This window comes from Sphingobium sp. LSP13-1-1.1, assembly GCF_040676415.1.
GTDB lineage: Bacteria > Pseudomonadota > Alphaproteobacteria > Sphingomonadales > Sphingomonadaceae > Sphingobium.
The window spans coordinates 536,458-550,374 of sequence record NZ_JBEGHU010000012.1 but is presented as its reverse complement, the minus strand read 5'-3'; the positions used below and the strand labels follow the sequence as shown (position 1 = coordinate 550,374).

14 protein-coding genes and 1 tRNA gene are annotated in these 13,917 nt (G+C 63.6%); 10 read left to right on the top strand and 5 right to left on the bottom strand.

Annotation, left to right across the window (positions count from 1 at the left end):
• Positions 1-21: 21 nt before the first annotated feature.
• Positions 22-1,068 (top strand): alanine racemase, encoded by a 1,047-nt coding sequence (alr, locus tag MRBLSP13_RS10195; protein WP_363754361.1) that lies wholly within the window; start codon positions 22-24, stop codon positions 1,066-1,068.
• A 61-nt stretch (positions 1,069-1,129) separates the two neighbouring features.
• On the opposite strand, the gene MRBLSP13_RS10190 is transcribed toward alr, so the two are convergent.
• Both MRBLSP13_RS10190 and MRBLSP13_RS10185 read right to left on the bottom strand, forming a co-directional pair.
• On the bottom strand, positions 1,130-2,305 hold the full coding sequence (locus MRBLSP13_RS10190; RefSeq protein ID WP_363754266.1) for an acetyl-CoA C-acetyltransferase: 1,176 nt from the start codon (positions 2,303-2,305) through the stop codon (positions 1,130-1,132).
• Positions 2,306-2,355: 50 nt separating this feature from the next.
• Complete coding sequence (locus MRBLSP13_RS10185) at positions 2,356-3,444, bottom strand: alpha/beta hydrolase (protein ID WP_363734801.1); 1,089 nt, start codon at positions 3,442-3,444, stop codon at positions 2,356-2,358.
• On the opposite strand from MRBLSP13_RS10185, the gene phaR reads away from it, so the two are divergent.
• The 3 genes from phaR (at position 3,443) to proS (ending at position 6,026) form a co-directional block, all read left to right on the top strand.
• Entirely contained in the window at positions 3,443-4,030 is a 588-nt protein-coding gene (gene phaR, locus MRBLSP13_RS10180) for a polyhydroxyalkanoate synthesis repressor PhaR (protein ID WP_363734802.1), read from the top strand. The two genes, MRBLSP13_RS10185 and phaR, sit on opposite strands and share 2 nt — an antisense overlap.
• Positions 4,031-4,034: 4 nt before the next feature.
• Positions 4,035-4,376: a hypothetical protein gene (locus MRBLSP13_RS10175; RefSeq protein ID WP_363734803.1), complete on the top strand. Its 342-nt coding sequence runs from the start codon at positions 4,035-4,037 to the stop codon at positions 4,374-4,376.
• 123 nt (positions 4,377-4,499) lie between these two features.
• Positions 4,500-6,026: a proline--tRNA ligase gene (gene proS / locus MRBLSP13_RS10170; protein ID WP_363754358.1), complete on the top strand. Its 1,527-nt coding sequence runs from the start codon at positions 4,500-4,502 to the stop codon at positions 6,024-6,026.
• A gap of 96 nt (positions 6,027-6,122) precedes the next feature.
• Here the strand turns inward: proS and hslU are convergent, their stop codons facing one another.
• Positions 6,123-7,424 (bottom strand): ATP-dependent protease ATPase subunit HslU, encoded by a 1,302-nt coding sequence (gene hslU / locus MRBLSP13_RS10165; protein WP_363735382.1) that lies wholly within the window; start codon positions 7,422-7,424, stop codon positions 6,123-6,125.
• A gap of 120 nt (positions 7,425-7,544) precedes the next feature.
• Positions 7,545-8,123, bottom strand: a complete 579-nt coding sequence (gene hslV, locus MRBLSP13_RS10160; protein WP_414714615.1) for an ATP-dependent protease subunit HslV — start codon at positions 8,121-8,123, stop codon at positions 7,545-7,547.
• Between the two features lie 171 nt (positions 8,124-8,294).
• On the opposite strand from hslV, the gene MRBLSP13_RS10155 reads away from it, so the two are divergent.
• The gene (locus MRBLSP13_RS10155; protein WP_363734806.1) at positions 8,295-8,483 is read left to right on the top strand and encodes a hypothetical protein; all 189 of its coding nucleotides are present in this window, start codon (positions 8,295-8,297) and stop codon (positions 8,481-8,483) included.
• Between the two features lie 35 nt (positions 8,484-8,518).
• Here MRBLSP13_RS10155 and MRBLSP13_RS10150 read toward each other — a convergent pair whose 3' ends face one another.
• A complete protein-coding gene (locus MRBLSP13_RS10150) occupies positions 8,519-8,647 on the bottom strand; it encodes an entericidin A/B family lipoprotein (protein ID WP_007685859.1) in 129 nt (42 codons plus the stop codon).
• A gap of 134 nt (positions 8,648-8,781) precedes the next feature.
• Between MRBLSP13_RS10150 and MRBLSP13_RS10145 the strand changes: the two genes are divergently transcribed.
• From MRBLSP13_RS10145 to MRBLSP13_RS10125, 5 genes are all read left to right on the top strand, one after another.
• Positions 8,782-8,856 (top strand) — tRNA-Val (locus tag MRBLSP13_RS10145).
• 129 nt (positions 8,857-8,985) lie between these two features.
• On the top strand, positions 8,986-11,223 hold the full coding sequence (locus MRBLSP13_RS10140) for a S9 family peptidase (protein WP_363754263.1): 2,238 nt from the start codon (positions 8,986-8,988) through the stop codon (positions 11,221-11,223).
• 162 nt (positions 11,224-11,385) lie between these two features.
• Entirely contained in the window at positions 11,386-12,411 is a 1,026-nt protein-coding gene (locus MRBLSP13_RS10135; protein ID WP_133652022.1) for an aspartate-semialdehyde dehydrogenase, read from the top strand.
• Positions 12,412-12,419: 8 nt separating this feature from the next.
• Positions 12,420-13,139 (top strand): DUF2238 domain-containing protein, encoded by a 720-nt coding sequence (locus MRBLSP13_RS10130; protein WP_363754260.1) that lies wholly within the window; start codon positions 12,420-12,422, stop codon positions 13,137-13,139.
• A gap of 4 nt (positions 13,140-13,143) precedes the next feature.
• A complete protein-coding gene (locus MRBLSP13_RS10125; protein WP_363754258.1) occupies positions 13,144-13,905 on the top strand; it encodes an alpha/beta fold hydrolase in 762 nt (253 codons plus the stop codon).
• Positions 13,906-13,917 lie beyond the last annotated feature (12 nt).

Sequence of the window (13,917 nt, the reverse complement as noted above, 5' to 3'; positions counted from 1 at the left end):
TGCAGCGCTATCGGACAGGCGATGGCTGATTTTTCCGCACCGCTGCGCCTGCGCCTGGATGGCGACGCCCTGCTTGCCAATTGGCGCTGGTTGAAGCGGCTGGGCGGTGCGGCGGCATGCGGGGCCGCGATCAAGGCCAATGGATATGGGCTGGGCAGCACGGCGGTCATGCGGCGCCTGCTGGAAGTGGGGTGCCGGGATTTCTTCGTATCCAACTGGGCCGAGGCGGCCGTGCTGGAGCCGTTGGTCGGCGAGGGCGTGTCGCTTTCCGTGCTGCATGGCGTGCGGGAGGAGGACATGACCGTTGCGCTGGCCTCCCGCGCCAGGCCGGTGCTGTGCACGGAAGGGCAGATTGCCCGATGGAGAGCGGCGGACGGCGGGCCGTGCGACGTCATGGTCGACACGGGCATGAACCGGCTGGGGCTGGATTGGCGGGGCGATGTGTCAGCGCTAGTTGCGCGGTTGGACATTGTGACGCTGCACAGCCATCTGGCCTCCGCCGACGAGGATACGCCGCTCAGCCAGGACCAGCTCGAACGGTTTTCAGCGCTGCGGAGCCAGGTGAGGGCGGCGCGCTACAGCCTGGCGAACAGCGCGGGGATCTGCCTGGGCGCGGCCTATGCCTTTGATATGACGCGGCCGGGAATAGCGCTCTATGGCGGAGTGCCGCGCGAGGAGGTCGCCGGACATATCAGGCAGGTGGTCTTTCCCGAGGCCCAGGTGCTGCAACGCCGCCGCGTCCGGGCTGGCGATACGATCGGCTATAATGCGACCCATCGGGCAGCGGCGGAGATGGAGATCGCGGTGGTGAACCTGGGCTATGCGGACGGATATCTGCGCGGATTTTCCGGGCGGGGTTCCATGACCGTGGGCGACAAAAGCCTGCCGGTGGTGGGGCGGGTGTCGATGGACTTGACCGCTGTCGACGTGTCGGCATTGTCCGACATTACGGAGGGGGATTGGCTGGGCGTCGATTATGCGCTGGTGGAGGCGGCGGCGGTTTCCGGCTTGTCGCAATATGAGTTGCTGACCGGTCTTGGCGCGCGCTTCGATCGGATCTGGCGCTGACATGAAAAGGGCCGCCGATCCGCAAGGGGGTCGGCGGCCCAGCCATTATTCCATCACTGGCTCAGGGCCGTTCGACGCACATGGCGACGCCCATGCCGCCGCCGATGCAGAGGGTCGCAAGGCCCTTCTTCGCGTCGCGCTTCTGCATCTCGTAGAGCAGGGTGGTGAGGACGCGGGCGCCGGACGCGCCGATCGGGTGGCCGATGGCGATCGCACCGCCGTTCACATTGACCTTTTCCGGGTCCCAGCCCAGTTCCTGGCCGACGGCCAGCGCCTGCGCGGCGAAGGCTTCGTTGGCTTCGATGAGGTCGAGATCCGCGAGCGACCAGCCAGCCTTGGCCAGCGCCTGGCGGCTTGCCGGGGCCGGGCCGATGCCCATGATCGAGGGATCGACGCCGCAGGTCGCGAAACCGGCGATGCGCGCCAGAACCTGCGCGTTGCGCCGGGACGCTTCGTCGGCGCTCATCAGCACGAGGGCGGCGGCGCCGTCGTTGATGCCGCTGGCATTGGCGGCGGTGACGGTGCCGTCCTTCTTGAATGCGGGGCGCAGGGCCTGCATCGCATCCAGCGTGGCACCGGCGCGGATATATTCGTCGGCGTCGACGATGGTGTCGCCCTTGCGTCCCTTGACGGTCACTGCGGCAATCTCATCCCGGAAGCGGCCCGATGCGCGGGCGGCCTCCGCCTTGTTCTGGCTGCTGACGGCGAATGCGTCCTGCGCTTCGCGGCTGATCTGATATTTTTCGGCCAGGTTTTCGGCCGTGATGCCCATATGATAATTGTTGAAGGCGTCGGTCAGGCCGTCATGCGTCATCGTGTCGATGAAGGAGATCGGTCCCATTTTCGCGCCGGCGCGCAGATATTGGGCGTGCGGCGCGAGGGACATGCTTTCCTGGCCGCCCGCGACCATGATGCGCGCATCGCCCGCCCGGATCGCCTGTGCCGCCAGGGCAACGGCGCGCAGGCCCGAACCGCAAAGCTGGTTGAGGCCGATGGCGGTCCGCTCGACCGGGATGCCGGCGTTGACGGCGGCCTGACGGGCGGGGTTCTGGCCCTGGCCGGCGGTCAGCACCTGGCCCAGGATGACTTCGTCCACTTCCTCCGGCGCGACGCCGGCCTGTGCAAGTGCCGCGACGATGGCGGTGCGGCCCAGTTCATGCGCAGGAGTCGATCCGAACGCGCCCATGAAGCTGCCGACGGCGGTACGCTTGGCAGCGGTGATGACGATGTCTGACAAAGTCTGATCCTCAATTCCAGGGGGTGATGTTTTCGCGGCTGCACATATCATCATCCGCCATGGCTGGAAAGCCATTGGGACAGCGGCTCCCACAGCATTGCCCGGGCCGCGCCGCCCACGATCATGCCGACATGGCCAAGCATCAAGCTTATGTTCTCTGCCATCTGTGGCGCGGCGGCGGCGGGGACGATGCGGTCGGTTGTGGAACGGATCGAAAGCGTGGGACAGGAGAGCCGGCCGGGATCGATCGCCAGTCCGTCGACATGCCATTCGCCCCGCCCGCTCGCATTCGCAGCGTAGAACCCCTCGAAAAGATCACGACCCGCAGCAAAGCTGAGCGGCGGGCCGCCATTGGCCCAGTCCTCCACCGCGAGAAAGGCCTGTTCTTCATGAGAATGGGGCGCCATGTCGGCGAAGGCGGCATATTTGCGAATCGTCCGGCCAGGATCCATCGCCCAGAAGCCGGATTGCAGCACCTCCATCGGTACATAGCCCAGTCGCTCGCACATCGGCCTGGAGCCTTGCCAGAGCGACCCGATCTCCTGAAGGTCGGCGGCCGGGAAGCCGTCGAAATTCCAGGGGGCCGCGATCGTCGCCAGCGCCCGTGCCGGTTGCAATGCCGCCGCCGCGATCGCCAGATTTCCGCCAAGGCAATATCCGACGATGATCGGTGTCCGCTGCAGGCTGCCCAGCATCGGCAGCAGGCGCTCCGTCACGTGCCGGTCGAGGCCCAGCGCGCCATCGTCCGCGGCCGGCGTGCCCCAGTCGACCAGATAGGCATCATGTCCTGCTGCACCCATGTGGCGCAGCATGGAGCGGCTGGCCGAGAGGTCCAGCACCTGCGGCGGGTTGATCAGCGAAGGCACGAACACCACCGGATGGCGCCCGTTTTCCGTCCCATATCGAAGCAGCCTGGCGCTGCCCGCGCGGGCGACGACGGGGACCGGAGCGGGCGGGGCAGGGCGGTCAGCCTCCTGATATCTCCGCAAGCCCTGGAAAGCCCGTTTGCGCAGTTCGGCATCGCTCTCCGTTTCGCGCCATAAAATATTGAGAAAAAGGGGTAAGGGCCGCGGTCCATGTTGCGGCGCGGCATTCGCTTGTGCTATTGCGGAAAATACAGGTGTGGGAGAGGTATCCATGGCCAAATCTAAGACCGCGAACGAATCCGAACCGGTCGTTATCAAGAAGTACGCTAACAGGCGGCTCTATAACACAGAAACGTCGAGCTACATCACGCTGGATCTTTTGTCGCAGATGACTCGTGAGGGGCGCGAGTTCGTTGTCGTCGATGCGAAGACCGGAGAGGACATCACGCATAATGTCCTGACGCAGATCATCATGGAGGAGGAGCAGAGGGGCAAGAACATGCTGCCCGTCAACTTCCTGCGCCAGTTGATCGCCATGTACGGCGATTCCATGCAATCCATGGTGCCGCAATATCTGGAAGCGTCGATGGACGCGTTCCGCAAGAACCAGCAGCAATTTCAGGAAGCCATGAAGGGCGCCTTCGGAGGAGGCCCGCTGGCCGAGATCGCCAAGCGCAACATGCAGATGTTCGAAGCGGCGGCGAGCGCCTTTGGCACCGGCATGCCGGGGATGCCCGGAATGCCGGGCATGACGGCGCCTGCGCCGGCAACGGCTGCCGATGAGAGCAAGGATGACGAGATTGCCCAGCTCAAGGCGCAACTGGCGGCGCTGAATGCGAAGATCGACAAGCTGAGTTGAGATCTTGGCAAAGGCCGACAGACTTGAGCGACTGGACGTCCGTCGCGAGGAAATGGAAGCGGAGTATCGTGACGCGCTGATCGCGGCGCTCCGCGAGACGGCAAGCGGCCGCTGGGGCTTGTTCGGCCATAATGACGATCGCTGGGCGCGGGCAAATGCCCAGCCGGCGATCGATCGCCTGGAAGAGCTGGCCGACGACATCGACCGGCTTCGCAGCCAATTGAGCCTCGACGTCTTCGCACTGCACCGGGAATTTCTGGCTGCTCGGGGCAAGCCCGCTGCCGATGCCGTCGGCGAACCCAAACAAGCGAAGGCCTGGCTGGAACAATTGGGCGCGGGCGCCTGATCCGGCATTGCTTGCTCGCCTGACGTCCGCCTCTTCTGCGGGTCGCCCTGCTCTTCTGGGGGTCGACATTGGCGGCGCGGTTCGCCTATGGCGCGCCATCCACTCGAATTTAAGGTCGATCCCGTGAAGCACGCCCTTTCCGTTACCCGCGATCAGGATTTCGCCGCCTGGTATCAGGCCGTCATTTCCGAAGCCGACATGGCCGAGGAAAGCGGCGTGCGCGGGTGCATGGTCATCCGGCCATGGGGTTATGGCATATGGGAACGGATGCAGAAGCTGCTGGACGAGCGCATCAAGGCGACCGGCCACGAAAACTGCTATTTTCCGCTGTTCATCCCGCTTTCCTATTTCGAGAAGGAGGCGGAGCATGTCGACGGCTTTGCCAAGGAAATGGCGGTCGTCACGCATCACCGGCTGATCCAGAAGGACGGGAAGATGATCCCGGACCCCGAAGCCAGGCTGGAGGAGCCGCTGGTGGTTCGCCCGACTTCGGAGACGGTGATCGGCGCGGCATTTTCCCGCTGGGTGCAGAGCTGGCGCGATTTGCCGGTGCTGATCAACCAATGGGCCAATGTCGTCCGCTGGGAAATGCGCACCCGCATGTTCCTGCGCACCGCCGAATTCCTCTGGCAGGAGGGGCATACGGCGCATGCCACCGTCGATGAGGCGATGGAAGAGACGCTCAAGATGCTGGAAGTCTATCGCAGCTTTGCCGAAGAATGCGTCGCCTTGCCGGTGATCGCGGGCGAGAAGCCCGAAAATGAGCGCTTTCCCGGTGCCGTGGCGACCTATTCCATCGAGGCGATGATGCAGGACGGCAAGGCGTTGCAGGCGGGAACGTCGCATTTCCTGGGTACGACCTTCTCATGGGCGCAGAACATCAAGTTCCAGAATGCCGAGGGGCAGCAGGAACTGGCGCAGACGACAAGCTGGGGCGTTTCCACGCGGATGATCGGCGGGCTGATCATGGTGCATGGCGACGATGACGGGCTGCGCGTGCCGCCGCGGGTGGCGCCCTATCAGATCGTCGTCGTGCCCATGCTGCGCGATACGGACGAGGATGCGGCGATCCTGGAATATTGCGGCAATCTGGTGACGGAACTCAACAAGCAGGATGTGTTCCGCGAGCCGGTGCGCGCGCTGCTGGACCGGCGGCCCGCCAAGGCCGCGAACAAGCGTTGGAGCTGGGTCAAGAAGGGCGCGCCGATCGTGATCGAGGTCGGCGGGCGTGACATGGCGGGTGGCAATGTGTCCGTCATTCGGCGTGATCGGCTCTATCGTGAGGATGGGAAGCTCGATAGCCAGGTCGTGGCCAAGGATGATTTCCTGGGCAGTGTGGCCGGGATGATCGAGGAGATCCAGCAGGCGCTGTTCGCGGACGCGCAGGCGCGGCTGCTGGGGAATATCGACAAGTCGGTGACGTCGCTCGATGGGCTCAAGGCCTATTTCGGGGCGAGCAAGAAGCCGGGTTGGGCGCTGGTGCAGTGGGCCAAGCCGACCGGGGCTGCGCTCGACAAGGTGGTTGAGTGGTTGAAGGGCGAGAAGCTGACGCTGCGCAATATTCCCTCTGATGCGGAAGCGGCCGACGGCGTTTGCGTGTTTACCGGCGAGAAGGCGGTGGAGCGGGTGCTGGTGGGGCGCAGCTACTGACTTTTAATCGGTAGGTGAAGTCGGGACCGGTCCCGACTTCACGTGATTGACAGAGGCGTCTGAATAACATGGTGTCAGTAAGGGGCAGGTTCGCCCTTACAGCACATATTTGCTGAGGTCGGTGTTGCGCGCGATCGCGCGCAACTGCTTTTCCACATAGGCGGCGTCGACCAGCAGCGTTTCGCCCTGGCGGTCCTCCGCGTCGAAGCTCACATCCTCCAGCAGTTTTTCCATCACCGTCTGGAGGCGGCGGGCGCCGATATTCTCTACCTCGCTGTTCACTTCGGCGGCGATTTTCGCCACGGCGCGGATGCCGTCGGGCGTCAGGTCGATGGTGACGCCTTCGGTTGCCAGCAATGCGCGATATTGCGCAACAAGGCTGGCCTTGGTGTCGGACAGGATCGACACGAAATCATCCTCGGTCAGGCCCTTCAACTCCACCCGGATCGGCAGGCGGCCCTGCAGTTCCGGCAGCAGGTCGCTGGGCTTTGCGACATGGAAGGCGCCGCTGGCGATGAACAATATATGGTCAGTCTTGAGCGGACCATATTTGGTCGAGACCGTCGTGCCCTCGATCAGCGGGAGCAGGTCGCGCTGCACGCCCTCGCGGCTGACGGAGCCGCCGCGCACGTCGCTGACGGCGATCTTGTCGATCTCGTCGATGAAGACGATGCCGTTCTGCTCCGCGCTGGTGATGGCGACGCGGGCGACATCGTCCTGGTCCAGGCGCTTGTCCTGCTCCTCCTCGACCAGCTTGTCCCAGGCGTCCACCACGCGCAGCTTGCGCCGCTTCTTCTGCTGCTGCCCGAAGGCCTTGGACATCATGTCGCTGAGGTTGATCATGCCGATCTGGCCGCCCATGCCGGGGATTTCCATGGGCATGGAGGGGCTGTCGGCGACTTCCACCTCGACCTCGACATCGTTCATCTGGTTGTTCTCGATCCGCTGGCGAAAGGAGAGGCGCGTGGCCTCGCTCGCTTCCTTGCCGGTGAGCGCGTCGAGCAGGCGAGACATGGCGGCTTCGGACGCGGCTTCGCGCACCGCTTCGCGACGGCGATCCTTTTCCAGACGCACGGCTTCCTCGACCAGGTCGCGCACGATCTGTTCGACGTCGCGGCCGACATAACCCACTTCGGTGAACTTGGTGGCCTCCACCTTGACGAAGGGCGCGTCGGCGAGCTTGGCGAGGCGCCGGCTGATCTCCGTCTTGCCGCAGCCGGTGGGCCCGATCATCAGGATGTTCTTGGGCGTCACCTCTTCGCGCAGGTCGGCGGGAAGGCGCTGGCGACGCCAACGGTTGCGCAGCGCGACCGCAACGGCGCGCTTGGCGTCGGCCTGGCCGATGATATGCGCGTCGAGGGCGGAAACAATGGCTTTGGGGGTCAGGTTGTCGTTCATCTTCATCTCACTCCCCTTCCGCATGCGGGAGGGGCCGGGGGTGGGGGCGACTGCCTCAGCAATCGCGTGCAGCGGTTCGGGACAGGCTGGAGGCTCGTCTTGCCCGCGGGAGGCGCGCCATTATGTGGCAGATGCCAGTTCTTCGACCACAAGCTGGTCGTTGGTGTAGACGCAGATTTCCGCCGCCACCTGCATCGCCTTGCGCGCAAGTGTTTCGGCGTCTTCCTCATATTCCACCAGCGCACGCGCTGCCGCGAGAGCGAAATTGCCGCCCGAACCGATGGCTGCCACGGTGCCCTTGGGATGGGACACCGGTTCCAGCACATCGCCATTGCCCGTCAGGATCAGCGTCACGTCCTTGTCAGCGACGATCATCATCGCCTCCAGGTTGCGGAGATATTTGTCGGTTCGCCAATCCTTCGCCAGTTCGACGGCGGCGCGCATCAACTGTCCGTTGTGACGCTCCAGCTTGGCCTCTAGCCGCTCGAACAGGGTGAAGGCGTCCGCCGTGGCACCGGCGAACCCGCCGATCACCGAGCCGTCGTGAAGACGACGGACCTTGCGGGCATTGGGCTTCATCACCGTCTGGCCCATGGAAACCTGGCCGTCGCCGGCCACGATCACCTTTCCGTTCTTGCGTACCGACATGATCGTCGTGCCATGCCAGACCGGCATGGATTGGGAGCGTTGGTCGTTCATGGCCGGCATATGGGAGCGATGGCGACGACGCGCAAGCATCGCCTGCACAAGCGCTGAATCGTGTCATTTTCTGGACAGATTTATTTCAATTCGTTCAGGAACCAACCTGGCGCAATTGACATTGTGCAACGCAGCAACAATCATTCAGCCATGTTGCAGAGAGGCAAGACCATGACCCTCCGGGCCAGAGCGCAGGAAAAGGTCGAGCGGGCGGGAATATCCAACTATTCCTTCGATCAGGATGTGCTGGTGATGTGCGGCGTGCGCTACACCATCGCGGCCTGCGACTGCGGTGAGCCGGAATGCGACGGCGTCCGGCTGGAGAAGGATGCGGCCGTCGCCAGCCGCATCCTCCAGTAAATGGGCCGGCTTCGGTAAACGAGCCGGTTGCCCGATCAATTAATGGCTTTTTCCCCGGCGCGACCGACGGATTCGATGTCGCGACCCGCACCCTTGACGGTGTTGCAAGCGGCCAGCGAGGTAAGAAGCAGCCCGGCAATGACGAGGGCGACGGTTTGACGCATGAACATGCACTCCTTTTGAAAGCGTATCGACTATAACGCGGATGGCGTGAATAAGTCCATTTTCGGAAAATTGCTTGTTGCACTGCTTGACAGGCGGCGCGGTGGATGCCAATGGCCGCCTCCTCCTTGAAAGGGGGCGCGTAGCTCAGCGGTAGAGCACACCCTTCACACGGGTGGGGTCACAGGTTCAATCCCTGTCGCGCCCACCATGACCTGCCTGGGAGCGGTCATGGTTTTTCCAGGAAATATTATTTCCCAACATTGATCTTTTCATCCGCTTGACGCTAATTTCGCGCCCATGTGCTGCTGCTTCGTCGCGGCTCAAGCAAGGGATGAAAATGTCGCCATATCTGAAATGCGGCGCGACTGTCGGCGTGCTGCTGCTCTCCGTGATATCCGCCCAGGCGCAGGAAAAGCTGACGCTGGAGCGGGTGTTTGCCAGTCCCGACCTGTCCGGTCCACAGCCTAGAGCGCTGAAGCTGTCCCCTGACGGCAGGCTGGTGACGCTGTTGAAACCCCGGCCCGATGAAAAGGAGCGGCTTGATCTCTGGGCGGTGGACAGCTCCACGGGTGCGGAGCGGATGCTGGTCGATTCCAGGAAGACCGGCAGCGGCGCGGAGCTTTCGGAGGCGGAGAAGATGCAGCGGGAGCGGGATCGCTCCGTCGCGGGCAGCACCGGCATCGTCAGCTATGACTGGTCGCCGGACAGCAAGTCCATCCTCGTGCCGGTCGACGGGGACCTCTATCTGGCGGCGCTGGACGGGAAGGTGACCCGGCTCACCGACACGCCGGATGGCGAGTTGAACGCGGTGGTCAGTCCAAAGGGCGGCTATGTCTCCTTCGTGCGTGGCGGCAATTTCTTCGTCCAGCCGATGGGCGGGACGGAAAGGCAGTTGACGCAGGGCGCCAGCGGCGCGGTAAGCTGGGGCGTGGCCGAGTTTGTCGCGCAGGAGGAAATGGACCGGCGCACAGGCTATTGGTGGTCGCCGGACGACAGGTTGATCGCGGTCGCGCGCGTGGATGAAGGGCCCGTCGGCGTGGTCACCCGTACCGCCATCGGCGGCGAGGGCACCAAAGTATATGAGCAGCGCTATCCGGCAGCCGGAACGCCCAATGCATTGGTCGACCTCTATGTGATGAAGCCGGAGGGCGGCACGCCGGTGAAGGTCGATCTCGGCGCGGAAAAGGACATTTATCTCGCCCGCGTCGATTGGTCGAAGGACGGCAAGACGCTTTACGTCCAGCGCGAGAGCCGGGACCAGAAGACGCTGGACCTGCTGGCGGTCGATCCGGCGACGGGAAAGGCGCGGGTGATCCTGACCGAAAGGGCGAAGAGCTGGGTCAACCTCAGCAATAATTTCACGCCGCTGCGGGACGGCAGCTTCCTGTGGTGGTCGGAAAAGACCGGCCACGGGCATCTCTACCATGTGCGGGGCAGCCAGTGGACGGCGCTCACCAGCGGCAATTGGGAGGTGCGCGACGTGGTGAGCGTGGATGAGGGCGCGAAGGGGGGCGGGGGCACCGTCTATTTCACCGGCAACAGAGAGACGCCGCTGGAACAGCAGCTCTATGCCGCGCCGATCGCCAAGGCGGGACCGTTGCGGCAATTGACCTCGGCCGGGTGGTGGAACGACGCCGTGATGGATGGCGCGGCCAGCCGGATCGTGGTTTCCCGAAGCAATACCGATCAACCGCGCCAGGTCTATCTCGCCGATAATTCGGGCAAGAGGCTGCAATGGCTGTCGGAAAATGCGATCAAGGGCGACCATCCCTATGCGCCCTATCTTGCCAGCCATGTGAAGACGAAATTCGGGACCATCAGGGCTGCCGACGGATCGACGCTCTACACCCGGATCATGACGCCGCCCCTGGAGGCCGGAAAGCGCTATCCGGTCTTCATGCTGCATTATGGCGGGCCTGGCACCGGGCGGCAGGTCACCAATTCCTGGGGTTCGCCCATCTACCAATATCTGGTGGACCAGGGCTGGATCGTCTTCGTTCTGGACAATCGCGGCACGCCCGACCGCGGCAAGGCGTTCGAGGACCAGATCTACCACGCCATGGGAACGGTCGAGGTGGAGGACCAGCTTGCGGGCGTGAACTGGCTCAAGAGCCAGCCCTATGTCGATCCCAGGCGGATCGCGACCTATGGCTGGTCCTATGGCGGCTATATGTCGCTCAAGCTGCTGGAAAAGGCGCCTGGGGTCTTCTCGGCGGCGGTGGCGGGCGCGCCGGTCACGAAATGGGAGCTGTACGACACCCATTATACCGAGCGCTATCTCGGCCAGCCGCAGGAGAAGCCCAGCGCCTATCCCGGCTCCGGCGCGGTGGAGGAGGCGGTCAAGATCAGCGATCCACTATTGCTGATCCACGGCATGTCGGACGATAATGTGGCGTTCGACAATTCGACCGCCTTGATGGCCAGGATGCAGGGGGCGGCCGTGCCGTTCGAGATGATGGTCTATCCGGGCCAGACACATCGTGTGGGCGGGCCGGGGATCAGCGTCCATCTGTGGCGGACGATCGAGAATTTTCTCGCCCGGCATGGGGTGGGGCCGGAAACGCCTGGCAAATAACTGTTTCCTGTTCCTGCCTTTGCAGGAGCACGGAACCTCAATAGGATGCGTAGTGCCAAGAAGCCCGGCTTTGACGCAATAAACGGCTTGTCACTGGACAAATGGTGCAATGCCGCTATGGCGCGCACTCCGCAATGCAAGCATCGAGTGGAGTGTCAAGTCATGGGTTACAAGGTCGTCGTCGTGGGAGCCACCGGAAATGTGGGCCGCGAGATGCTGACCATTCTCGCCGAGCGCGAGTTCCCGATTGACGAGATCGCGGCGGTAGCCTCGCCCCGGTCGCAGGGCGCCGAAATTGATTTCGGTGACACCGGCAAGACGCTCAAATGCAAGAATATCGAGCATTTCGATTTCACCGGCTGGGATATCGCCCTGTTCGCCGCGGGTTCCGGCCCGACGGCCGAATATGCGCCCAAGGCGGCGGCCGCAGGATGCGTGGTGATCGACAATTCGTCGCTCTACCGCATGGACCCGGACGTGCCGCTGATCGTGCCCGAGGTGAATCCGGATGCGATCGATGGCTATAAGCGTAAGAACATCATCGCGAACCCGAACTGCTCGACCGCGCAGATGGTCGTGGCATTGAAGCCCCTGCATGACGCCGCGACGATCAAGCGCGTGGTCGTCGCCACCTACCAGTCGGTTTCCGGCGCGGGCAAGGCGGGCATGGACGAACTGTTCGAACAGTCGCGCAACATCTTCGTGGGCGATCCGGCCGAGCCGAAGAAGTTCACCAAGCAGATCGCCTTCAACGTGATCCCGCACATCGACGTCTTCCTGGACGATGGTTCGACCAAGGAAGAATGGAAGATGGTCGCGGAGACGAAGAAGATCCTTGATCCCAAGGTGAAGGTCACGGCGACCTGCGTGCGCGTGCCCGTGTTCGTCGGCCATAGCGAGGCGCTGAACATCGAGTTCGAGAAGGAAATCTCGGCCAAGGAAGCGCAGGACATCCTGCGCGAGGCGCCCGGCGTGATGCTCGTCGACAAGCGCGAGGATGGCGGTTACGTCACCCCTGTCGAATGCGTGGGCGACTATGCAACCTTCATCAGCCGCGTGCGCGAGGATTCGACCATCGAAAACGGTCTGAACCTCTGGTGCGTCAGCGACAATCTGCGCAAGGGCGCCGCGCTCAACGCGGTGCAGATTGCGGAACTGCTGGGCCGCCGGCACCTGAAGAAGGGCTGAGGCGCCCGATGATCTCCGGCGCTGTGGGGGTCTGGAAATCCGTTCCAGTCCAGCAGCGCCGGATGATCATGGTGCTGGTCGCGGCCATTCTGGCCGCGAATGTCGACCAGCCCTATCCCGAACTCGCGCCGCTCCAGCATGGCCCGACCATGTTGCTGGCTCTCGCCGCGCCATGGCTGCTGCATCGCTGGCCCCTGTCGAACGGGTCGGCGGGATGCGTCCTGCTGTTCCTGCTGCTGCACACGCTGGGCGGACGCTATATCTATTCCTATGTGCCCTATGATGCCTGGGCGCGGGCGATCAGCGGGCATGATGTTTCAGACACATTCGGGTTGGCGCGCAACGGTTATGACCGGCTGGTCCATTTCGCATTCGGCGCCCTGCTGACCGTGCCTTTCGCGGAGCTGGCGCGGCGTCATGGCGCGATGCGGCCGGGTTGGAGCCTGGTATTCGCCTTTGCCTTTGTGGGGTTCGTAGGCGCCATTTACGAGATTTTCGAATGGTTGCTGAGCGTGTTCGCTGCCGGGCAGACCGCGGACTGGTATAATGGCCAGCAAGGCGACATATGGGACCCGCAGAAGGACATGGGAGCCGCGCAGATCGGCAGCGCGTTGGCGCTTCTCTGGCTTTGCGCCACTCGACAAGGGTGGGGCGAGGCCATATCGCCGGACCCGCATTCATCCCCGGACCCGCATTCATCCCCGGACCCGCATTCATCCAAGGAGTAGCCCAGTGTCCGACCTGCCCGTCGAAAAGTTGGAAATCAAAGGCCTGGGTGGGCTTCCCCTTGCCGTGCACATGGTGGGGGCGGGCCGTGACCTGATGCTTATCCACGGCTATTTCTCCAATGCCTACACCAACTGGATACGCTACGGCCATGCCGCGAAGCTGGTGGAAGCGGGCTTTCGCCTCATCATGCCCGACCTGCGCGGCCATGGCGAAAGCGGCAAGCCGCATGATCCCGCCGCCTATCCGCCGGACGCATTGACGGAGGACGGGCTGGCGCTGATCGAGCAACTCGGGCTGACCGACTATGATCTGGGCGGCTATTCGCTGGGCGCCCGGACGACGGTGCGGATGCTGGCGCGGGGGGCGACGCCGCGCAAGGTGATCCTGGCCGGCATGGGGCTGCGTGGCCTGGTGCAGACGCTGGACAATGGCGGCTATTATCGCAACGTCCTGACCAATTTGGGTAGCTTTGAGCGCGGCACGTCGGAATGGATGACGGAGGCCTTCCTCAAGACCACCAAGGGCGATCCGGTCGCGATGCTGAACATCCTCAACACCTTCGTCGATACGCCGAGGGAGGTCATCGCCGGGTTCCAGCAGCCCGTCGAGGTGATTTGCGGGGCCGACGACCGAGACAATGGCGTCGCGCAGGAACTGGCGAAACTGCTGCCCAACGGGCGCTATGTCGAGGTTCCGGGGAACCACATGAATGCGGTGACCCGGAAGGAACTGGGGCAGGCGATGGTGGATTTCCTGACGGCCTGAAGCGCAGGAGCC

Excerpts from the sequence above, each read along its gene's own strand:
- alr (WP_363754361.1), top strand. The coding sequence starts at position 22 with ATGGCTGATTTTTCCGCACCGCTGCGCCTGCGCCTGGATGGCGACGCC.
- phaR (WP_363734802.1), top strand. The coding sequence starts at position 3,443 with ATGGCCAAATCTAAGACCGCGAACGAATCCGAACCGGTCGTTATCAAG.
- MRBLSP13_RS10185 (WP_363734801.1), bottom strand. The coding sequence starts at position 3,444 with ATGGATACCTCTCCCACACCTGTATTTTCCGCAATAGCACAAGCGAAT.
- hslU (WP_363735382.1), bottom strand. The coding sequence starts at position 7,424 with ATGAACGACAACCTGACCCCCAAAGCCATTGTTTCCGCCCTCGACGCG.
- hslV (WP_414714615.1), bottom strand. The coding sequence starts at position 8,123 with ATGAACGACCAACGCTCCCAATCCATGCCGGTCTGGCATGGCACGACG.
- MRBLSP13_RS10155 (WP_363734806.1), top strand. The coding sequence starts at position 8,295 with ATGACCCTCCGGGCCAGAGCGCAGGAAAAGGTCGAGCGGGCGGGAATA.
- MRBLSP13_RS10150 (WP_007685859.1), bottom strand. The coding sequence starts at position 8,647 with ATGCGTCAAACCGTCGCCCTCGTCATTGCCGGGCTGCTTCTTACCTCG.
- MRBLSP13_RS10140 (WP_363754263.1), top strand. The coding sequence starts at position 8,986 with ATGTCGCCATATCTGAAATGCGGCGCGACTGTCGGCGTGCTGCTGCTC.
- MRBLSP13_RS10135 (WP_133652022.1), top strand. The coding sequence starts at position 11,386 with ATGGGTTACAAGGTCGTCGTCGTGGGAGCCACCGGAAATGTGGGCCGC.
- MRBLSP13_RS10130 (WP_363754260.1), top strand. The coding sequence starts at position 12,420 with ATGATCTCCGGCGCTGTGGGGGTCTGGAAATCCGTTCCAGTCCAGCAG.